Origin of the sequence: Cytobacillus sp. T106 (assembly GCF_040492155.1) — a bacterium.
In the GTDB taxonomy this organism is placed as follows: Bacteria; Bacillota; Bacilli; order Bacillales; family Cytobacillaceae; genus Bacillus_AB; species Bacillus_AB infantis.
Genome location: NZ_JBEUMK010000003.1, coordinates 210,874 through 231,671, shown reverse-complemented (window position 1 = coordinate 231,671; position 20,798 = coordinate 210,874). Strand labels below are relative to the sequence as shown.

At 43.7% G+C, this 20,798-nt stretch carries 20 protein-coding genes; all 20 read left to right on the top strand.

All coding sequences use genetic code 11. The features are described from left to right. Positions 1-4 precede the first annotated feature (4 nt). The 20 genes from flhA to ABU165_RS08680 all read left to right on the top strand — a co-directional run bounded on the left by flhA (position 5) and on the right by ABU165_RS08680 (position 20,341). Positions 5-2,041, top strand: coding sequence for a flagellar biosynthesis protein FlhA (flhA, locus tag ABU165_RS08775; RefSeq protein WP_248137954.1), 2,037 nt, complete (start codon positions 5-7; stop codon positions 2,039-2,041). After that, on the top strand, positions 2,038-3,153 hold the full coding sequence (gene flhF, locus ABU165_RS08770; RefSeq protein WP_318060092.1) for a flagellar biosynthesis GTPase FlhF: 1,116 nt from the start codon (positions 2,038-2,040) through the stop codon (positions 3,151-3,153). The genes flhA and flhF overlap by 4 nt, the downstream gene beginning before the upstream one ends. After that, a complete protein-coding gene (locus ABU165_RS08765) occupies positions 3,150-4,019 on the top strand; it encodes a MinD/ParA family protein (protein WP_248137956.1) in 870 nt (289 codons plus the stop codon). Before flhF ends, ABU165_RS08765 begins: the two co-directional genes overlap by 4 nt. A 7-nt stretch (positions 4,020-4,026) precedes the next feature. Next, on the top strand, positions 4,027-5,121 hold the full coding sequence (locus tag ABU165_RS08760; protein WP_094767442.1) for a protein-glutamate methylesterase/protein-glutamine glutaminase: 1,095 nt from the start codon (positions 4,027-4,029) through the stop codon (positions 5,119-5,121). 21 nt (positions 5,122-5,142) lie between these two features. Further along, the gene (locus tag ABU165_RS08755; protein ID WP_248137957.1) at positions 5,143-7,185 is read left to right on the top strand and encodes a chemotaxis protein CheA; all 2,043 of its coding nucleotides are present in this window, start codon (positions 5,143-5,145) and stop codon (positions 7,183-7,185) included. Positions 7,186-7,215: 30 nt separating this feature from the next. Next, positions 7,216-7,677, top strand: coding sequence for a chemotaxis protein CheW (locus tag ABU165_RS08750; RefSeq protein ID WP_094767440.1), 462 nt, complete (start codon positions 7,216-7,218; stop codon positions 7,675-7,677). Beyond that, positions 7,674-8,315: a chemotaxis protein CheC gene (locus tag ABU165_RS08745; protein WP_094767439.1), complete on the top strand. Its 642-nt coding sequence runs from the start codon at positions 7,674-7,676 to the stop codon at positions 8,313-8,315. The genes ABU165_RS08750 and ABU165_RS08745 overlap by 4 nt, the downstream gene beginning before the upstream one ends. Beyond that, positions 8,308-8,805: a chemotaxis protein CheD gene (locus ABU165_RS08740; RefSeq protein ID WP_094767438.1), complete on the top strand. Its 498-nt coding sequence runs from the start codon at positions 8,308-8,310 to the stop codon at positions 8,803-8,805. Before ABU165_RS08745 ends, ABU165_RS08740 begins: the two co-directional genes overlap by 8 nt. A 152-nt stretch (positions 8,806-8,957) precedes the next feature. Then, positions 8,958-9,722: a FliA/WhiG family RNA polymerase sigma factor gene (locus ABU165_RS08735; protein ID WP_094767437.1), complete on the top strand. Its 765-nt coding sequence runs from the start codon at positions 8,958-8,960 to the stop codon at positions 9,720-9,722. A 25-nt stretch (positions 9,723-9,747) separates the two neighbouring features. Further along, on the top strand, positions 9,748-10,026 hold the full coding sequence (locus ABU165_RS08730) for a hypothetical protein (RefSeq protein ID WP_094767436.1): 279 nt from the start codon (positions 9,748-9,750) through the stop codon (positions 10,024-10,026). An 11-nt stretch (positions 10,027-10,037) separates the two neighbouring features. Further along, positions 10,038-10,715, top strand: a complete 678-nt coding sequence (locus ABU165_RS08725) for a hypothetical protein (RefSeq protein WP_353762659.1) — start codon at positions 10,038-10,040, stop codon at positions 10,713-10,715. A 144-nt stretch (positions 10,716-10,859) separates the two neighbouring features. After that, positions 10,860-11,561, top strand: a complete 702-nt coding sequence (gene rpsB / locus ABU165_RS08720; protein WP_009795872.1) for a 30S ribosomal protein S2 — start codon at positions 10,860-10,862, stop codon at positions 11,559-11,561. Positions 11,562-11,650: 89 nt separating this feature from the next. After that, the gene (gene tsf, locus ABU165_RS08715) at positions 11,651-12,532 is read left to right on the top strand and encodes a translation elongation factor Ts (protein ID WP_009795871.1); all 882 of its coding nucleotides are present in this window, start codon (positions 11,651-11,653) and stop codon (positions 12,530-12,532) included. Positions 12,533-12,636: 104 nt separating this feature from the next. Further along, positions 12,637-13,362 carry a UMP kinase gene (gene pyrH / locus ABU165_RS08710; RefSeq protein WP_009795870.1) on the top strand — a complete coding sequence of 242 codons (726 nt, stop codon included), beginning with the start codon at positions 12,637-12,639 and terminating at the stop codon, positions 13,360-13,362. Next, on the top strand, positions 13,362-13,919 hold the full coding sequence (gene frr, locus ABU165_RS08705) for a ribosome recycling factor (protein WP_009795869.1): 558 nt from the start codon (positions 13,362-13,364) through the stop codon (positions 13,917-13,919). The genes pyrH and frr overlap by 1 nt, the downstream gene beginning before the upstream one ends. A 287-nt stretch (positions 13,920-14,206) precedes the next feature. After that, entirely contained in the window at positions 14,207-14,983 is a 777-nt protein-coding gene (locus ABU165_RS08700) for an undecaprenyl pyrophosphate synthase (protein WP_009795867.1), read from the top strand. Positions 14,984-15,002: 19 nt separating this feature from the next. Beyond that, positions 15,003-15,800, top strand: coding sequence for a phosphatidate cytidylyltransferase (locus ABU165_RS08695; protein ID WP_318060090.1), 798 nt, complete (start codon positions 15,003-15,005; stop codon positions 15,798-15,800). Positions 15,801-15,843: 43 nt separating this feature from the next. Beyond that, complete coding sequence (locus ABU165_RS08690; RefSeq protein ID WP_318060089.1) at positions 15,844-16,986, top strand: 1-deoxy-D-xylulose-5-phosphate reductoisomerase; 1,143 nt, start codon at positions 15,844-15,846, stop codon at positions 16,984-16,986. A 242-nt stretch (positions 16,987-17,228) separates the two neighbouring features. Next, the gene (gene rseP / locus ABU165_RS08685) at positions 17,229-18,506 is read left to right on the top strand and encodes an RIP metalloprotease RseP (protein WP_094767430.1); all 1,278 of its coding nucleotides are present in this window, start codon (positions 17,229-17,231) and stop codon (positions 18,504-18,506) included. Positions 18,507-18,634: 128 nt separating this feature from the next. After that, complete coding sequence (locus tag ABU165_RS08680; protein ID WP_318060088.1) at positions 18,635-20,341, top strand: proline--tRNA ligase; 1,707 nt, start codon at positions 18,635-18,637, stop codon at positions 20,339-20,341. Positions 20,342-20,798 lie beyond the last annotated feature (457 nt).

Below are 20,798 nucleotides of genomic sequence, written 5' to 3'. Positions count from 1 at the left end.
CGTAATGTCAGGAAGAGATTTATCAGTAGTCTTTAGTGTTATTTTGATAGTTGCCATGCTTATTATCCCTTTTCCATCCTGGCTATTGAGCATATTGATTATCATGAATATTTCATTAGCGCTGCTAGTACTTTTAATATCGATGAACATGAGTGAACCGCTTCAATTTTCCATCTTTCCCTCCCTCCTGCTCCTTTTGACCCTGTTTAGATTAGGATTGAATGTATCGACCACTCGTTCCATTCTATCAAAGGGAGAAGCTGGAGGTGTTGTCGATACTTTCGGGACGTTTGTTGTTGGCGGCAATATCATTGTGGGGATGGTTGTATTCTTAATTTTGATTATTATTCAATTCATTGTCATTACTAAAGGTTCAGAAAGGGTTTCTGAAGTAGCTGCCAGGTTTACTCTTGATGCTATGCCGGGGAAGCAGATGAGTATTGATGCTGACCTGAATGCAGGGATGATTTCAGAGCATGAGGCGAGAGAACGCAGGGAAAAGGTAAGCAGGGAAGCTGACTTCTATGGTTCCATGGATGGTGCGAGTAAATTTGTTAAAGGGGATGCCATTGCCGGTATTATTATTGTCCTTATCAATTTAATTTTCGGTATAGTGATAGGCATGATGCAGCAAGGGCTGAGCATAGCTGATGCGGCAAGCAGGTATTCTCTTCTTACAGTTGGCGACGGGATCGTAAGCCAGATTCCAGCACTATTAATTTCTACAGCTACAGGTATCGTAGTAACCCGTGCTGCCTCAGACGGTAATCTTGGCAGCGATATTACCAGGCAAATGCTTGCATATCCTAAAATGCTTTATGTTACAGGGGGGACGATCTTTCTTTTAGGACTGTTTACACCCATAAGCAATCTATTAACCTTCCCTATTGCAGGTCTATTCATTTTTGGCGGCTATATGTTTTCCCGAATGCCTGATGATGATAAAGAACAGCTGTTAGATTTGGAAGAGGGAGAGGAAACAGCAGAATTGAAGAGTCCGGAAAGTGTGGTCAATCTTCTGAATGTCGATCCTATTGAATTTGAATTTGGCTATGGGCTGATACCTTTAGCTGATACAAATCAGGGCGGTGATCTGCTTGATCGAATAGTGATGATCCGCAGGCAGCTGGCGATAGAACTTGGACTGGTCATTCCTGTAGTGAGGATCAGGGATAATATACAGCTTCAGCCAAATGAATATAGACTGAAGATTAAGGGAAATGAAGCAGCTAAGGGAGAATTGCTCCTTGATCACTATCTTGCTATGAGCCCAGGCATCGAAGATGATTCGATAGAAGGTATTGATACTGTCGAGCCTTCATTTGGATTGCCTGCTAAATGGATAACCGAGGAGGTAAAAGAGCAGGCAGAAATATTCGGCTACACTGTAGTCGATCCTCCTTCAGTGGTATCCACCCATATTACGGAGGTTATAAAAAATAATGCTCATGAACTTTTAGGCAGACAAGAAACAAAGCAGCTGATTGATCATTTGAAGGAAAGCTATCCTATTTTAGCAGACGAAGTAACACCTGCGCCTCTTTCGGTTGGTGAAGTTCAAAAAGTGCTAGGTAAGCTTTTGAGAGAAAACGTTTCTGTCAGAAACCTTCCAATCATTTTTGAAACTCTGGCTGATTATGGGAAAGTCACCTCTGATACCGATCTGCTTGCCGAATACGCCAGACAGGCGCTTGCAAGACAAATAACGAATCAGTACTCCCAGGAAGGGGAGGCATTGAAAGTGATAACCGTTTCAGGAAGAATTGAAAAGCTGATCGCGGAAGGAATTCAGCAAACTGAGCATGGAAATTATCTATCAATTGACCCTGCAGATTCGCAGAGGATACTGGAATCAATCGCTGGAAATATCGAACAGCTGTCATTAATGGAACAGACGCCTATTATTTTATGTTCGCCGGCTGTCAGGATGTATGTACGCCAGCTGACCGAAAGATATTTCCCTCATGTTCCTATACTTTCTTATAATGAACTCGAAGCAAATGTTGAGGTTCAAAGCATAGGGGTGGTGAATATAGATTGAAAGTCAAGAAGTTTACAGCAAACACAATGAATGAGGCAATGGATCTAGTCAGTAAAGAGCTTGGCAAAGATGCAGTAATACTTAATTCCAAAATTGTTGAAACCAGCGGCTTCCTGGGATTTTTTAAAAAGAAAAAAGTAGAGTTATTTGCCGGTATTGACACTATGAATCGTATGGAACAGCCTAAACAGAAGGAAAAGTTTCATTTGGAAGCAAAGTTTCGAGGTCCAAATGCTGCTATACCAAAAAAGCAGTTTGCGAATATGGAAAAGATAGGATCGGCACCGGCCATTCAATATTCCAGCGGAGAGTTCCGAATTCCTGAACCATTGGCTGAGATTAAAAATAAACTTTTTAATCAAGGTTTTGCACCTGAGCTTATCCAGCCCTTGCTAGATAAGCTTATGGCCAAATGGTATACAGAAAATGGCATGGATACAGAGACTTTAAGGGAGTGGCTTAAAGAGGCTCTAATATTTTCACTGGATGGAATGAATTTTGGCGGCACCGATTTCTCCAAGAAATTTATACACATTGTCGGCCCCACTGGTGTGGGTAAAACCACTACCATCGCCAAGCTCGCTGCAGAGAGCATCATGAAATACAACAAGAAAACGGCTTTTATCACAACAGACACCTACCGGATAGCAGCTGTTGAACAGCTAAGAACATATGCCCAGATTCTTAATATACCTTTAGAAGTATGCTATACACCGGAAGATTACCGGGAAGCGTCAGAAAGATTGGCTGGATATGATGTAATATTAGTCGATACGGCGGGAAGAAACTTTAGAAATTCCGAATATGTCGAGGAGCTGAAGGAACTCTTTGACTTAGAGGCGCAAACAGAAACCTTGCTGGTACTTTCACTGGCTTCTAAATTCGAGGATATGGAAGAAATTTTTAAACAGTTCTCTCTGCTTGGGATTGATAGACTTATTTTTACCAAGCTGGATGAAACCGCAACTTATGGATCAATGTACAACATGATGGCCAAGCATAAAATAGGTGCTGCGTATATGACTAACGGCCAAAATGTGCCAGATGATTTATTGGAAGCCAGCGCCTCCTTAACAGCAAATATCTTAATTGGGGCAATGATGAAAGAATGAAAGACCAGGCTGAAAATCTAAGACGTCAACTCATCAGGGAAGCGGAAACAAGAATCAATTCTAAAACCCTTGCCGTAATCAGCGGCAAGGGGGGAGTCGGCAAGACAAACTTTACATTGAACTTTGCTTTAGCGCTCGCGGCAAAAGGCCATTCTGTTTTAGTAATGGATATGGATATCGGTATGGGCAATTTGGATATTCTCCTGGGAAGCTCATCAAGATTCAATATTACAGATTTTTTCCGAAAGAATGTACCTCTATCTGAAGTGATCTCCAGCGGGCCGGAAGGGCTGGATTACATTACCGGGGGTTCTGCGCTTGGTTCTTTTATGAAATTAAGCAGCGGGGATTTGAATCGTTTTGAAGAGCAGTTCACATCTCTCATTGGCAGGTACGATTATATAATTCTTGATATGGGGGCGGGAATTTCAGAAGATTCGATACGGTTTATTTTGGCAGTAAACGAAATCATCGTCATCGTAACGCCAGAGCCGACTTCTATCATGGATGCTTATTCAGCTATAAAATATATTAATATCCAAGACTCTGACATTCCTGTTAGCCTTGCCATTAATAGATCGCATTCTGACGCAGAGGGGAGAAGCATCTATGCCAGGCTTAATAACGCGCTTGAGAAATTTCTTGGTAAATCCGCAGGACTTCTGGGAATAATCCCTGACGATAAAAAAATCCAGGAAGCGGTTATAAAACAAGTTCCCTTTCTGCTCTACAGCCGCACTTCCCCTGCATCAAGGGCTGTCAATAGTATTGCAGAGGGCTATACGGGAAAAACAAGCGGACGCGCTGCCAACCCGGCTTCGCAATTTGTGTCCAAACTAAAGCAACTTTTTTTATTAAGGCAGTGATACAGAATTGAAAAAGATAAAGGTTCTCATAGTGGATGATTCTGCTTTTATGAGGAAATTAATATCCGATTTTCTGAGTGAATCGCCATATATTGATGTTATCGGTACTGCAAGGAACGGATTAGACGCTTTGGATAAAATAAAGCAGCTGTTGCCTGATGTTATTACAATGGATATAGAAATGCCTGTAATGAACGGCATGGAAGCATTAAAGCAAATTATGAAGCAGGAGCCCATTCCAGTCATCATGCTGTCAAGCACCACTCAGGAAAGTGCAGACAATACTTTGCTGGCCCTTCAGTATGGTGCATTAGACTTTATAGCCAAACCTTCAGGTTCAATATCTCTTGACCTCTATAAGGTAAAAGAGGAATTATGTGAGAAAGTTATATCAGCAAGCAAAGTACAATTAAAAAGACTAAATTATTTTCCTGATCAAGGAAATAATAATATCAATAGAATAAACGATTATAGTAAAATAGAACTAAGTAAAATTTCTCATATCAACCTAGCAAAAAGAAATCAGCAGGGAAACAGGAAAATAATCTGTATCGGAACCTCTACTGGCGGACCGCGTGCTCTCCAGCAGGTATTAAGGAATTTGCCCAAATCTGTTCAGGCTCCAATCTTAATTGTGCAGCATATGCCAGCCGGCTTTACAAAATCTCTGGCTTCACGTTTGGATATGTTATGTGAGATAAAAGTGAAGGAAGCTGCACATGGTGAGCTGCTGCAGGATGGAACAGCATATATTGCACCTGGCGGATATCATCTTAGAGTAAGTCAGCTTGATTCAGGCATAAGAGTCGAACTTGATCAGGATCTTCCCCGCAACGGCCATAGGCCATCTGTTGATGTCTTATATGAATCCATCAGCCGGCTAGAAGGGTATGAAAAAGTTGCAGTTATCATGACAGGTATGGGAGCTGATGGAGCTAATGGGCTTACTCTTCTGAAAGAATCCGGGTCAGTGAAAGCAATAGCTGAATCTAAGGAAACGGCAATTGTTTATGGAATGCCAAGGGCAGCTGTTGAGACAGGGCTGATCGATGAGGTTCAAAATATCGAGAATATTACTACATCTATATTGAAATATGTTTAATTTCAAGGGGCGTGCAATAATATGGATATGAATCAGTATTTAGAAGTGTTTATTGAGGAAAGCAAAGAACATTTGCAATCTTGCAATACATACTTGCTCGAATTAGAAAATAATCCGAATAACTTATCTATTGTTAATGAAATTTTTCGTTCTGCTCATACACTCAAAGGTATGTCGGCGACTATGGGGTATGAAGATCTTGCTAGTCTTACACATCAAATGGAAAATGTGCTGGATGCTCTTCGAAACCATAAAATAACTGTTACTCCTGAAATATTGGATGTTGTATTTTTGGCGGTTGATTATCTTGAGGAGATGGTTCAATCCATCGCTGATGGGGGCACCGGAAAAAAGGATGTTACTGATGCTGTGTCGAAATTGGCCCTCATTGAAAAAGGGGAGCCGCTTAAGTCTTCATCTTCTGCAAAAGAAGAATCCGCAAGTGCAATCGCGGAACCACCGGTTAAATCAAAAAGTTCATATGATGAATTTGAGCTTACTGTTTTGGAACAGTCTGCAGAACAAGGTTTTCAGATCTTTGAAATCACAGTGGGCCTCCGTCCGGATTGCCTATTAAAGGCAGCAAGGGTCTTCATGGTTTTTGAGGTTCTGGAAAAAATCGGGGAAGTGATTAAGTCTGCACCTTCTGTCGATCAACTGGAGGAAGAGCAGTTTGACAGTGAGTTTCTGGTGACTATAGTGACAAAGGAAACGAGCGAAGATGTTAAGAGTAAAGTGTTGAAAGTTTCTGAAGTTGATACGGCCGAAATTCAGCCGATTACTCTTGAGTCCATTAGGGGCGTTGACAAAAAAGACGAAACTTCCGGCAATGTACGTGAGGTTAGTACTGTTCCAGCTGATACTTCTGCGGATGAACCAGTAGAGAAGAAGGAACAAAACAATGCTAAACAGTCCAGCAGTAAAACAATAAGAGTCAATATTGAAAGACTCGATATTCTGATGAATCTCTTTGAAGAGCTTGTAATAGACAGGGGCAGGCTTGAACAGATATCAAAGGAACTTAAAAACCAGGAACTGCAGGAAACAGTCGAAAGAATGTCAAGAATTTCTGGTGATTTACAGAATATTATCCTGAATATGAGAATGGTTCCGGTTGAGACAGTTTTCAATCGTTTCCCAAGAATGGTGCGCCAGCTGGCGAGAGATTTGAACAAGAAAATCGACCTTCAAATTCAAGGTGCTGAAACCGAGCTGGATAGGACAGTCATTGATGAGATCGGAGATCCGCTTGTCCACTTAATCCGCAATGCACTGGACCATGGAATTGAAAATCCAGAATCCCGGAGGGCAGCTGGCAAAGACGAAACAGGTACAGTAATCTTGAAGGCTTATCACAGCGGAAATCATGTTTTCATTGAGATCGAGGATAATGGAGCAGGAATAAACAGGGAAAGAGTACTTAATAAAGCTTTGAAAAATGGAATTGTTACTGAACAGATGGCTTCTGTCCTTTCTGATAAAGAAGTATATGAGCTGATTTTTGCATCAGGCTTTTCTACCGCCGAAACGATATCTGATGTATCAGGCAGAGGTGTAGGGCTTGATGTTGTTAAAAGTAAAATTGAATCACTTGGTGGAACTGTTTCAATTGATTCGACAGAAGGAAAAGGTTCTATTTTTTCAATTCAATTACCGTTAACATTGTCCATTATTTCTGTGATGCTAATTGAGATACAAAGAGAGAAGTTTGCTATACCGCTTTCTTCTATCATTGAGACGGCCATCGTTAAAAAAGACGAGATACTGAAAGCACATAATCAGAGTGTAATTGATTTCAGAGGAAAAGTTGTTCCGCTGATTGACCTGAAGAGTACTTTTGATGTGCCTGTATATAAAGAGGCTGATGAATATTATTCAGTTGTTATTGTTAGAAAAGGCGACAAAATGGCCGGGCTGATCGTAGATTCTTTCATAGGTCAGCAGGAAGTAGTGTTAAAATCGCTAGGTGAATATCTTACTAATATATTTGCAATCTCCGGGGCAACGATCCTGGGTGATGGGCAAGTTGCACTGATTGTCGATTGCAATGCACTAATTAAGTGAAAAACAATTACAGGTTAAAGGAGCAATAAAATGACAGGCACTGCTGAAGATTTAAAGCTGATCATTTTCCAACTTAAAGATAAAGAATATGCCATCCAGGTGAATCAGGTTCGTTCAATAGAAAAGGTCCAGCATATCACAAGGGTCCCTGGTACTCCTGAATTCGTAAATGGTGTAATAAATCTGCGGGGAGTAGTTACACCAGTTATAGATCTAAGAAGCCGCTTCGGTTTGCAGCCCGAATCTTATTCTGATAACACAAGGGTGATAATAGCGGGAATAAATGATTTGGAAGTAGGCTTGATCGTTGATGGAGCAAATGATGTCATAGATGTTAATCCGGAAATTATTGAGCCGCCGCCTTCCGTAGTGGGGAGCATAGATATAGAATATATCAGCGGAGTGATTAAAGTAGAGAAAAGACTCCTGATTTTAATTGATTTAGAAAAAATATTAGAAGGTGAAGACCTTTTGGCTAAAGAAGAAAAATGAAGGATGGTTATATAGCAAGAATAAAATCACTTCATTTAGATATCCTAAAGGAAATCGGAAATATAGGTGCAGGGAATGCAGCTACTGCTCTCTCCGCCCTGCTGGGCAGCAAGATTGAAATGAAAGTTCCAAGTGTACGGATTGTTTCCTTTGACGAAATGATGGATATGGCAGGGGGGGCAGAAAAAGTTGTTGCGAGTGTCTACCTCCGGATTGAAGGGGAAGCCCCTGGCAATATGTTTTTTATTCTTCCTGTAGAATATGCTGTCAGTTTCATCCGGCAAATGACAGGAAATCATTCCTTTAAAATCAGCCACCTTTCAATAGATGAATTATCTGCTTCTGCTTTTCAGGAGCTGGGAAATATCCTGGCTGGCTCTTATCTGTCTGCTTTATGTGATTTTACTAAAATGGACTTATATCCTTCTGTGCCGTCTTTAAGAATAGATATGGTCGGGGCAATTATAAGTTTTGGATTAATTGAAATATCACATGAAAGCGATTATGCCATAGTTATTGATACCGCGCTAAAAGATTCTTCTTTGCCGGATGATGTCAAAGGCCATTTCTTCCTGCTTCCAGACCCTGGTTCATTCAACAGCTTTTTTGAATCTCTTGGAGTAGGAATACGTGACTAATATACAGGAAATTATAAAAGTCGGCATAGCAGATATGAATATCGTCAAATGCCCCCAAAAAATAAGAACTACCGGCTTAGGCTCGTGTGTCGGAGTTGTACTATATGATGAGTCTAAATCCCTGGCCGGCATGGCCCATATTATGCTTCCTGACTCTTCACTCGCCAGGAGCAGCACCTTTAAGCCGGCTAAGTATGCTGATACTGCAGTAACTGAGCTGGTAGAGAAGCTTATGATGATGGGGGCAAGACCGGGTTATTTAAGGGCGAAGATTGCAGGAGGGGCCCAGATGTTCCAGTTTTCTACCGGCCCTGACAAAATGAGGATAGGTCCGAGGAATGTTGAAGCAGTTAAGGGTGCGCTTTCAGAATTAAGGATTAGAATCATTTCAGAGGATACAGGAGGAAGCAGCGGGAGGTCAATAGAGTTTGATCCAGGAACCTCCGAACTATTGATCAGAACAGTCAATAAAGGGACTATGTGCATTTAATAGGAAAATCCTCTAAAAAAATCAGCCTCTAGTAAAGATGGCTGATTTTTTTTGGCTGACCTGTTTTTAAGGTTGCTTGCTGTGTTTTTCAGAAGTGTTTTTGATATAATTAAATAATTGATAATTTGGTTATTGGTTTAAGGAGGGTTTCCATGGATCTAGAATCAGCAGGAGAGGAACAAATATACTGGGAAAAATGGACACATTTTCGTGATCCTTCTGCAGGGGACTATCTGATAAAAAAGTATATGCCTCTAGTCAGCTACCATGTTCAGCGTATTTCTGCCGGCCTTCCCAAAAGTGTTTCCAGGGATGATCTCCGAAGCTTCGGCCTTGTTGGGCTATACGATGCTATTGAAAAATTCGACCATAGCAGAGATTTGAAATTTGATACTTATGCCTCCTTTCGTGTCCGGGGCGCAATAATTGATGGATTAAGAAAAGAAGATTGGCTGCCAAGAAGCGCCAGGGAAAAAGCCAAAAAAATAGAGGCCGCGTCGGTGCAATTGGAGCAGAAACTGATGAGAAATGTGACAGCAAAAGAAATAGCTGATGAACTGGGTATAACAGAAGATGAAGTATATGCAGCAATGACTGAAAACTTCTATTCCAATGTACTATCAATGGATGAGAATCCTGCAGAACTTGATGATAAAGAGGGGCCTTCTTATAACTTGAGGGATGACAATACATTAACTCCTGAAGAAAATGTAATGAAAGAAGAGTTAATTTCTGATATGACTGCGCTCATTACCACTTTGAACGAAAAGGAACAGCTTGTCATCAGTTTATTTTACAAAGAAGAATTGACGCTTACCGAGATAGGGCAAGTCATGGGGCTATCCACTTCCAGAATCTCACAAATTCATTCCCGTGCAATCTATAAATTGCGTGAATGCTTGGAAAAAGTAATGTAAGAAATACGGAAAAGGAGAATGAAAGATGAGCCTTCGACTTGTTGAACTGCAGGTAGCTCTTCCAAGAACTCTTGATGCGTCTAAAACACAGCAGAAAATCGACCAATTGCCTTCCGTCGCCCACAATTTGGCTGCAGCAGCAATCAAACAGACTGACAGAAAAAAGAGGAAGACGGTCTTAAAGTCTGAAAAGAAATCAAATCCTGGGCTGGGCATTGAATATAACAGGAATAATGAACTTAAAAAAGAATCTAAGATTGATATACACCCTTATAAAGGGAAAATATTTGACTTAAATGGATAGGTGTTTTGATGGTGAGTTTAATTGTTGGTATAAGCATTATATTAAATGTCCTTGCACTGCTTGCTGTTATTGTTTTATATCAGCGCCAAAACAGACTGATTGAAATGGAAAAGAATCAAAAAGAGACGATAAAGGAATTAGAAGAAACCATCTCAATGTTTATCCTGGAACTGAAGGAAGACAACGAGAAATTGATCGAAAAATTGAGAGATACGCTCTCTAAACAATCAGAAAAACCTGGGGGGAACCAAGAGGGTCATGCTATGTCAGGCCTAGATGAATCAAACGGCTATAAAGGTAAAACCGGCCTGCTGAGTGCTGTAAAAGCATATAAAAGTGCCGGCAAGTCTTACGAGGAAGAAAAAGCTGGATTATCTCTAAACGGCAGTTTTATTGAAGAAGATTTGCCGGCTGTAAAAGAGGCACCGGTTATAACCAATAACCTACAGGACATCCAGTTCCCTGAAGATATTGTCGAGTTTAGCGGGAATCCCAATTCCGGTAATGAAGAACCGCCTGCAGCTCCCGAAGCAGGCGGCCATTCCGAACAAGCGGCAGAAACTATCCTGGAACAGGCCCAAACCCTTCAGGATCAGGGGTTTGCCGAAGAGGAGATAGCCAGGAAACTTGGCAGGGGGAAAACTGAAATATCATTATTATTGAAATTTCGTCAAAATCGGCAGGAATAACTTGATTGTAAAAGTCACTTGTGCTATATTTACTCATGGTGTTAATACACACGCCTATGGATTCAGGCAATTGGTGCTGTTTTGTACAGTTTTTGACTGAAGATGATATGGGCGGAGGCAAACAAACCATTAGGAGGAACTAACATGTCAGTAATTTCAATGAAACAGCTGCTTGAAGCTGGTGTACACTTCGGTCACCAGACTCGCCGCTGGAACCCTAAGATGAAGAAATATATCTTCACTGAGCGTAACGGCATCTACATCATCGACCTTCAGAAGACGGTCAAGAAAGTAGAAGAAGCTTATAACTACGTGAAAGAACTTGCTGGTAACGGCGGAACAATCCTTTTCGTTGGTACAAAGAAGCAAGCTCAGGATTCTGTTAAGGAAGAAGCTCTCCGTTCTGGTATGTACTTTGTAAACCAGCGCTGGTTAGGCGGAACTTTAACTAACTTTGAAACAATCCAGAAGCGTATCACTCGCTTGAAGGACATCGAAAGAATGTCTGAAGACGGAACTTTCGAAGTGCTTCCTAAGAAAGAAGTTGTACAGTTAAGAAAAGAACAAGAACGTCTTGAAAAATTCCTTGGCGGAATTAAAGATATGAAGACTCTTCCAGACGCTCTATTCATCATTGACCCGCGCAAAGAGCGCATTGCAGTTGCAGAAGCTCACAAGCTGAACATCCCTATCGTCGGCATCGTTGATACAAACTGCGATCCGGACGAAATCGATGTTGTTATCCCTGCAAACGATGATGCTATCCGCGCTGTTAAGCTTCTGACAGGTAAAATGGCTGATGCTATCCTTGAAGCTAAGCAAGGGGAAGAAGTAACAACTGCTTAATGTCTGTAAAGGTGATAATAGGGAGCACCCTTTATCACCTTTTTTTAAAGAAAATATGAAAATTACATATATTTAAGGAGGATTTCACTATGGCAATTACTGCTCAACTCGTTAAAGAATTGCGTGAAAAGACTGGCGCTGGAATGATGGACTGCAAAAAGGCGCTTCAGGAAACAGATGGTGATATGGAAAAAGCAATCGATTTCCTTCGCGAAAAAGGTATCGCTAAAGCTGCTAAAAAATCTGACCGCATCGCGGCAGAAGGGACAACTTACATCCTTGCACAAGGCAATGAAGCTGTCATCCTTGAAGTGAACTCTGAAACAGATTTCGTTGCAAAAAACGAAGGCTTCCAGGTTCTTGTAAAAGAATTGGCAGAGCACCTGCTTAAAAACAAGCCTGCTTCTGCTGAAGAAGCTGCTTCACAAACAATGGAAAACGGTGCGACTGTAGAAGCGCACATCAATGCTGCAATCGCTAAGATCGGAGAAAAGCTTTCCCTTCGCCGTTTTGAAGTGAAAAGCAAGACTGACAGCGACGCATTCGGTGCTTACCTGCACATGGGCGGACGCATTGGCGTTCTGACTGTTCTTGAAGGTTCAACTGATGAGCAGGCTGCTAAAGACGTAGCTATGCACATTGCTGCATTGAACCCTAAATATGTGTCACGCGATGAAGTTTCTGCTGAAGAAGTAGAGCGCGAGCGCCAGGTTCTGACTCAGCAGGCTTTAAACGAAGGCAAGCCTGAAAACATTGTTGCAAAAATGGTAGAAGGCCGTTTGAGCAAATATTTTGAAGACGTTTGTGTCCTTGACCAGGCATTCGTTAAGAATCCTGACCAAAAGGTTCGCGACTTCGTAAAATCAACTGGCGGAACTCTTAGCGAATTCGTTCGCTACGAAGTAGGAGAAGGCATTGAAAAGCGCGAAGACAACTTTGCGGAAGAAGTTATGAACCAGGTGAAAAAATAATAGATAAAAGCCGTTGAATCTGCTTTTATGAAGGTAATCGGGGAACACATTGTGTTCCCTCTTTTTCAAGAAATCATGTAATTCCAATACATATGGAGGTTCTTATGAGCAGCCCTAAATACAAACGAGTTGTCTTAAAATTAAGCGGTGAAGCTTTAGCAGGAGAGCAGGGCTTCGGCATTAATCCTTCTGTCATCAAGTCGGTTGCACAGCAGGTGAAGGAAGTTTCCGATCTTGGGGTCGAAGTGGCGGTCGTCGTAGGCGGCGGCAACATCTGGCGCGGGAAGATCGGGGAAGAGATGGGGATGGACAGGGCGAATGCAGACTATATGGGCATGCTTGCAACTGTCATGAATTCCCTTGCCCTTCAGGACAGCCTTGAAATGCTGGATGTTGAATCACGCGTTCAGACATCCATCGAAATGCGCCAGGTTGCAGAGCCTTATATCCGCAGGCGTGCAATCCGCCATCTGGAAAAAAAGCGTGTCGTAATCTTCGCAGCTGGTACTGGCAACCCGTATTTTTCAACAGATACTACAGCAGCATTGCGTGCTGCTGAAATCGAAGCAGAAGTTATCTTAATGGCGAAAAATAATGTAGATGGGGTATACTCCGCAGATCCTCGGCTAGATGTAAATGCGGTTAAATATGAAGAATTGTCTTATCTGGATGTCCTGAAAGAGGGGCTTGCCGTAATGGATTCAACAGCTTCCTCCTTATGCATGGACAATAATATTCCGCTTATTGTATTCTCAATTATGGATAACGGCAATATTAAGCGTGCCGTATGCGGTGAAAAAATCGGAACGATCGTCAGGGGGAATAAATAATGCCAAAACAAGTTATTTCAAACTCGAAGGAACGTATGACAAAAGCAATCCAGGCGTATTCACGGGAGCTTGCAAGCATCCGCGCAGGCCGGGCAAGCGCTTCGCTGCTTGACAGGATCACTGTGGATTATTATGGGGCGCCTACACCGGTCAACCAGCTTGCTGGAATTTCCGTGCCTGAGGCCCGCCTTCTCGTCATCCAGCCTTATGATAAGAGCATTCTTGGAGAAATCGAAAAGGCGATCATTAAATCTGACCTTGGCCTGAATCCTACGAATGACGGGAATCTGCTTCGCCTTGCCATCCCTGCCCTGACTGAGGAACGCAGGAAAGAGCTTGTGAAGGTAGTCAAAAAAGAATCAGAAGATGCAAAGGTCGCGATCCGCAACATCCGCCGCGATGCCAACGATGATCTGAAGAAGCTGGAGAAAAACGGCGAGATTACTGAAGATGACCTTCGCGGCTACTCAGATGACATCCAGAAGATGACAGATGAGCATATCACAAAGGTCGACAGCATCACAAAAGACAAAGAAAAAGAAATTCTTGAGGTTTAATTCTTTTTCCGGTGTTATATCAGCTAAATATACAAGAACCCTCTATGTATATAGGGGGTTTTTTTGCTCATATGGCGATATGGAGCATAATTATGGCATCCTGCCATAATGTGCTGCTTCTTGTATTCTTATTTTTATTATGTTTACATATTCTTTTTTATAGAGATATCTTCAATTATTTTTGGTATGATAAGAACGTGCGGATTTTGGGAACAGGCAAATCGTACATTTTGGGGAAAGATCTTTTTTCGGAGGATAAGAGAAACGCATTTTGAAGGAGCCGTCTTATGTTAAATAAAATTAAAAAATGGAAGAACCAAGCACCTTCTTCCGATCTCCGAGAGCGCATAATAAAAATAAGGGAACAAAAAGTACCTTCTCATGTAGCGATAATAATGGATGGGAATGGCCGCTGGGCCAAAAAGCGGGCCCTGCCGAGAATAGCAGGGCACCATGAAGGGATGAAGGTGGTCAGGAGGACGACTAAGCTTGCCAACGAGCTCGGAATCAAGACTCTGACCCTTTACGCTTTTTCGACTGAGAACTGGAAACGGCCGAAGCTTGAAGTCGATTATCTCATGAAGCTTCCGGAAGAATTCCTGGGAACTTTCCTTCCAGAGCTGGTTGAGGAAAATGTCCGTGTCCAGATGATAGGCTATAAAGATAAGCTTCCGGGCCATACACTCAGAGCGATTGAAAAGGCAATGGAAGAAACAAAGGACAATGATGGCCTCATTCTGAACTTTGCTCTCAATTACGGCAGCCGGGCAGAAATACTCGAAGCCGTCAAACGGGTCTTAAATGATTGCCAAAGTGGCATAATGGAAGAAAGTGAACTGAATGAAGAAGTTTTTTCAGCCTACTTAATGACTGAAGGGCTGGAAGATCCCGATCTTCTGATCCGGACAAGCGGAGAAATCCGCCTGAGCAATTTCATGCTGTGGCAGCTGGCTTATACGGAGTTCTGGTTCACAGATGTATTATGGCCGGACTTCACTGAGGGAGAATTGCTCGAGGCCATTGAGGTGTTCCAAAACCGTCAGAGGCGGTTCGGAGGAGTATAATAAAGGTGTTGAAAACTAGATGAAGCAAAGAATCATAACAGCGATCATATTTGGAGCTATACTAATCCCTGTTGTCATATACGGAGGGACACCGGTTGTGCTGCTTGCCTATGTGCTTGCCGCAGCGGCTTTATTTGAAGTATTGAAAATGCGCAGGCTTAAGATGTTATCAGTGCCCGGCATTATTACACTTGCTCTATTATGGGGGCTGATGCTTCCTGATGGTGCACAGGAATGGCCGGCATTGCAGTTTGCTGCCGGATCAAAGACAGAAATCGGGATGCTTGCTGTCCTGCTTTTGCTGACCTATACCGTGGCATCAAAGAACAGATTTACTTTTGATGATGCAGCCTTTTCAATTCTTGCATCGATATATGTGGGGATTGGCTTTTACTTTTTTATTGAAACACGTGAAGCAGGCATTTTATTTATCTTTTTCTCTTTATTCATTGTATGGGCAACAGATTCCGGTGCCTATTTTATCGGGAAAGCCATGGGGAAAAACAAGCTGTGGCCTGAAATCAGTCCGAATAAAACGGTGGAAGGCTTTATAGGCGGGGTCGTATGTGCGGTCGCCGTTGCAGTTCTGTTCGTCCTGCTGACTGATATAGACGCGACACTGATGCAGCTTACTTTCATCACGATTGTTCTGTCTATCTTCGGCCAAATAGGAGATCTGGCAGAATCGGCGCTTAAAAGGCATTATGTAGTGAAAGATTCCGGGACAATCCTTCCCGGGCACGGCGGCATCCTGGACAGGTTTGACAGCCTTTTATTCGTATGGCCGCTTCTGCATTTCTTCCAGCTGCTTAACTAGCCGGGAGAGTCTAGCTTGTTGAAACAATAGGAGTTGAACAATAGTGAAATATATTAGTTTAATGGGGGCAACCGGTTCTATCGGCACCCAGACCCTTGATGTTATAAGGGAGCATCCAGAGCAATTCAGGCTGGCCAGCATGAGCATCGGCAGAAACCTTGAACTTGGCAGGAAAATTATGTCGGAATTCAAACCTGAGCTGGTAGCGGCTGCAGAGAAGAATGATGCAGACACACTCGCAGGCGAGTTCCCGGGAATTAAGTTTGCTTATGGCCAGGAAGGGCTTATAGAAACAGCCGTACATCCAAAAGCAGATGTCCTCGTTAACGCTGTCCTTGGCAGCGTCGGCCTTCAGCCGACACTTCAGGCCATTGAAGCAAAGAAAACAATTGCGATTGCCAACAAGGAAACACTTGTCACTGCAGGCCATATCGTCATGGATGCAGCCAGGAGAAACGGTGTGGAGCTTCTTCCTGTCGACAGTGAGCACTCCGCTATCTTCCAGGCGCTTCAGGGGGAAAACGAGAAGAATATCGATAAACTCATCCTTACAGCGTCCGGGGGAAGCTTCCGCGATAAAACAAGAGAAGAACTCAAAGATGTGACTGTCGAACAGGCTTTAAACCATCCTAACTGGTCTATGGGAGCTAAAATAACCATTGATTCTGCAACAATGATGAATAAAGGTCTTGAAGTGATAGAGGCCCATTGGCTGTTTTCTATAGCATATGAAAAAATTGAGGTCCTTCTTCATAAGGAAAGCATCATCCATTCTATGGTGGAATTCCATGACAGCTCTGTCATCGCCCAGCTGGGGACTCCTGATATGAGGGTGCCGATACAGTACGCCCTGACATATCCGGACCGCCTTCCCCACCGGACCGGCAAGAAGCTTAATCTGGCAGAAATCGGACAGCTTCATTTCCAGGAGATGGATTACAGCCGATTCCGCTGCCTGCAATTCGCATTTAATGCCGGCAGGCGGGGAGGCACACTTCCTGCTGTCCTGAACGCAGCTAACGAAGCGGCGGTTGCAGCTTTCCTGGAAGGTAAAATCACTTTCCTCCAGATAGAGGATTTAGTCGAAAAGGCTATGGAAAAGCATGCTGTTTCAGATAACCCGGGCCTCGAGGAAATCCAGGAAGTTGATCGTCAGACAAGGCAGCTGGTAAACTCGCTTCTATAAGCTGGTGTTCAGTACAGGAAAGAGGAGATCCAAAGAGGGTTTTGGCGCTTGAAGATTGCCGCCTTTCCGGCTCCATGCGCCATCCGCTTGCGGGAAAGCCGGCTGGCGAAAAGTCAAATAAAAACCTATCAGCCTGTTACCCTTGAAGCCTGCAGGATGAGGGCCAGGCAGACTTTGCCGCACGGCGCGGGCAGCTTTCGCTTTTCTTACTGAACAACCTCTAAAAAAAGGTGGTTATATTTTTGGATACTGTGATAGCCTTTATTATCATTTTCGGAGCCCTTGTTTTTTTCCATGAGTTGGGGCACTTTGTATTCGCCAAAAGGGCCGGCATTCTTTGCCGTGAATTTGCCATAGGTTTCGGCCCCAAGGTGTTCTCCCATAAAAAAGGAGAAACTGTCTACACCATCCGTCTGCTTCCGATTGGGGGATTTGTCAGGATGGCAGGGGAAGATCCTGAAATGGTGGAAATCAAACCGGGCTATCGTGTTGGTTTGATTTTGGATAATGACGAACGGGTCAGCAAAATCATCCTTAATAATAAAGATAAATATCCGGATGCAAGGCCGATTGAAGTGGAATATGCCGACATCGAGCATGATCTTGTCATCCGCGGCTATGCCGAGGGTGAAGAGGAAGAAAGGCTTGTTTCATATCCGATCAACAAGGATGCTCTCCTTGTCGAGGATGGTGTGGAAACGCTCATCGCCCCGTATGACAGGCAGTTTGCTTCCAAGACGCTCGGACAGAGGACCATGGCCATATTTGCCGGACCGATGATGAACTTCATCCTTGCATTTGTCGTATTTGTACTGATCGGTCTTCTTCAGGGGATGCCGACAAACGAACCTGAGCTTGGCCGGCTGACTCCTGATGGAGCTGCGAAGGAATCTGGCCTCCTTGAAGGAGATCAGGTCCAGAGCATCAATGGCGCTGAAATCTCTAGCTGGAACGATGTGGTGGAAATCATCCAGAAGAGTCCAGGTAAAGAGCTGGATTTCATCCTCAGCCGCGACGGAGAAGAGCTTGAAATCCCTGTAACTCCTGAGGCAAGGGAAGTTGAAGGGGAAAAAGGCAAAGAAACCATTGGCATAATCGGCGTGTACAGCCCGATGGAGAAATCTCCGCTGAAAGCCATCGCTTATGGTGCAGAAGAAACATACACATGGACGAAAGAAATTTTCGTCATGCTTGGTAAGCTTGTCACAGGCCAGTTCTCCATTGATGCTTTATCAGGCCCTGTCGGCATTTATGTATCAACAGATACAGTGGCTAAATCAGGCATCTATTATCTGATGAAATGGGCAGGAATACTGAGCATCAACCTTGGAATCATGAATCTGCTCCCAATTCCGGCACTTGATGGCGGGAGGCTTATGTTTTTTGCAGTGGAAGCATTGCGGGGCAAGCCGATCGACCGCAACAAGGAAGGGATGGTCCATTTTATCGGATTCGCCCTCCTTATGCTGCTGATGCTTGTTGTCACATGGAATGATATCCAGCGTTTCTTCCTGCAATAGAATAAAATAAACATCTGCGGCTATCTCCAGAACCGGCGATAGCCCAGTTTTTTCTCCGGATACCCGGGAAACAGGACGAGCCCTTACACTGATTAAGAATTAATATATGAAACGAAGAGGTGCTGATTATGAAGCAAAGCATGACACTTATCCCAACTTTAAGAGAAGTACCGGCAGATGCCGAGGTCAGAAGCCACCAGCTTCTCCTCAGGGCAGGATTCATCCGCCAGAACGCAGCGGGTGTATACAGCTATCTGCCAATGGCACGAAAAGTGCTGCAGAAAATCGAGGCCATCGTCCGGGAAGAAATGGATGACGCAGGGGCGAGCGAACTGTTGATGCCGGCGCTCCAGCAGGCTGAGCTGTGGCAGGAATCAGGAAGATGGTATACATACGGGCCAGAGCTTATGAGATTAAAGGATCGTAATGACCGGGAGTTTGCTTTGGGTGCAACCCATGAAGAAGTAATCACCAGCCTGGTACGTGACGAAGTAAAATCATATAAAAGACTGCCATTGACGCTTTATCAGATCCAGACAAAATTCAGGGATGAACAGAGGCCGCGTTTCGGAATTCTGCGCGGGCGCGAATTCATCATGAAAGATGCGTACTCTTTCCATTCTTCACAGGAAAGCCTTGATGAAGTTTACAGCAGGCTCTTTACAGCCTACTCTAATATCTTTACACGCTGCGGACTGAACTTCAGGGCAGTTATTGCTGATTCTGGCGCTATGGGCGGAAAAGATACACATGAATTCATGGTGCTTTCCGATATCGGGGAAGATACGATTGCTTATTCCGATGCTTCGGATTATGCTGCCAATGTTGAAATGGCACCAGTCATCAACGCATATGCGAAAAGTGATGCCGCTCCAAAGGAATTGGAAAAGGTCCAGACGGAAAATCAAAGGTCGATTGAAGAAGTGTCTTCATTCCTGAATGTGTCAAGCGAGGAATGCATTAAATCCCTTCTTTTCAAGGTTGATGACAAATATGTGCTGGTTCTTGTCCGCGGTGACCACGAGGTAAACGATATTAAACTGAAGAACCTCTTCTCAGCTGCTTCGGCTGAATTGGCTTCTCCGGAAGAAACACGCAGCATCCTTGGCTGTTCTGTAGGATCACTGGGCCCAATCGGCGCTAAAGATGTTGAAATTGTTGCAGACCATGCTGTGAAAGCAGCAGTGAACGGCGTATGCGGTGCGAATGAAGAAGGATTCCACTATATCAATGTCAATGCCGGACGCGATTTTGAAGTCTCTCAATTTGCCGATCTCCGCTTTATCCAGGAAGGCGACCTCTCGCCGGATGGAAACGGCAAAATCCTTTTTGCAAAGGGCATTGAAGTCGGCCATGTCTTCAAACTTGGCACCCGCTACAGTGAAGCAATGAATGCCGTTTACCTTGACGAGAACGGCCGTACCCAGCCGATGATCATGGGCTGCTATGGCATCGGGGTATCCCGTATCCTTGCAGCAATCGCCGAACAGTACAACGATGACAAAGGCTTCATATGGCCGGCAGATCTCGCGCCATTCAAGGTTCACGTCATTGCCGTAAACATGAAGGACGAAGCACAGGCAGGCCTCGGAGAAGAGCTTTACAAAGAACTCCGTGGAAATGGCTACGAAGTACTCTTTGACGACAGGCCCGAAAGAGCCGGCGTAAAATTTGCCGACGCCGACCTCATCGGACTTCCAGTCAGAATAACAGCCGGCAAAAAAGCCTCCGAAGGCATCGTCGAAGTAAAAGTAAGAAGCACAGGCGAAATGGAAGAAATCCACAAAGACCAGCTATTGGAGCATATTGCGTCCATCCTTACTTCACAAAAGTAATTTAAGACTATAGACGGATCCCGCTGCGGGGTCCGTTTTCATTTGGGGAAAATAGTTAGTGAAAGATTCATTTCTATGTAGGATATTTAAAAAGTTATTAGAACTGAAAAAAAATTATAAAAGCGTGTTGATTGGAGTGGAAGGCACGAAGACTCCTGTGGGAAATAGCGGCAAGGCTGAGACCCCGCAGCGCGCAAACGTGAGGAGGCTCAGCGTCGCCCCACGGAAAGCGAAGTGCCTGCAACGGAAATCAACACCCCATATAAAAGCAGAAACAATTTCCAGGAATAGAGCATAGGAATTTGGTTTTTAGAAATTCAATACGCAAAAAAATTCAAAGCCCCTGTTGATTGGAGTGGAAGGCACGAAGACTCCTGTGGGAGATAGCGGCAAGGCTGAGACCCCGCAAGAGCCTGCTCTGAGGAGGCTCAGCGTCGCCCCACGGAAAGCGAAGTGC

Coding starts and splice junctions, on each gene's coding strand:
- flhA (WP_248137954.1), top strand. CDS start 5: ATGTCAGGAAGAGATTTATCAGTAGTCTTTAGTGTTATTTTGATAGTT.
- ABU165_RS08765 (WP_248137956.1), top strand. CDS start 3,150: ATGAAAGACCAGGCTGAAAATCTAAGACGTCAACTCATCAGGGAAGCG.
- ABU165_RS08755 (WP_248137957.1), top strand. CDS start 5,143: ATGGATATGAATCAGTATTTAGAAGTGTTTATTGAGGAAAGCAAAGAA.
- ABU165_RS08750 (WP_094767440.1), top strand. CDS start 7,216: ATGACAGGCACTGCTGAAGATTTAAAGCTGATCATTTTCCAACTTAAA.
- ABU165_RS08745 (WP_094767439.1), top strand. CDS start 7,674: ATGAAGGATGGTTATATAGCAAGAATAAAATCACTTCATTTAGATATC.
- ABU165_RS08735 (WP_094767437.1), top strand. CDS start 8,958: ATGGATCTAGAATCAGCAGGAGAGGAACAAATATACTGGGAAAAATGG.
- ABU165_RS08730 (WP_094767436.1), top strand. CDS start 9,748: ATGAGCCTTCGACTTGTTGAACTGCAGGTAGCTCTTCCAAGAACTCTT.
- rpsB (WP_009795872.1), top strand. CDS start 10,860: ATGTCAGTAATTTCAATGAAACAGCTGCTTGAAGCTGGTGTACACTTC.
- tsf (WP_009795871.1), top strand. CDS start 11,651: ATGGCAATTACTGCTCAACTCGTTAAAGAATTGCGTGAAAAGACTGGC.
- pyrH (WP_009795870.1), top strand. CDS start 12,637: ATGAGCAGCCCTAAATACAAACGAGTTGTCTTAAAATTAAGCGGTGAA.
- frr (WP_009795869.1), top strand. CDS start 13,362: ATGCCAAAACAAGTTATTTCAAACTCGAAGGAACGTATGACAAAAGCA.
- ABU165_RS08700 (WP_009795867.1), top strand. CDS start 14,207: ATGTTAAATAAAATTAAAAAATGGAAGAACCAAGCACCTTCTTCCGAT.
- ABU165_RS08695 (WP_318060090.1), top strand. CDS start 15,003: ATGAAGCAAAGAATCATAACAGCGATCATATTTGGAGCTATACTAATC.
- ABU165_RS08680 (WP_318060088.1), top strand. CDS start 18,635: ATGAAGCAAAGCATGACACTTATCCCAACTTTAAGAGAAGTACCGGCA.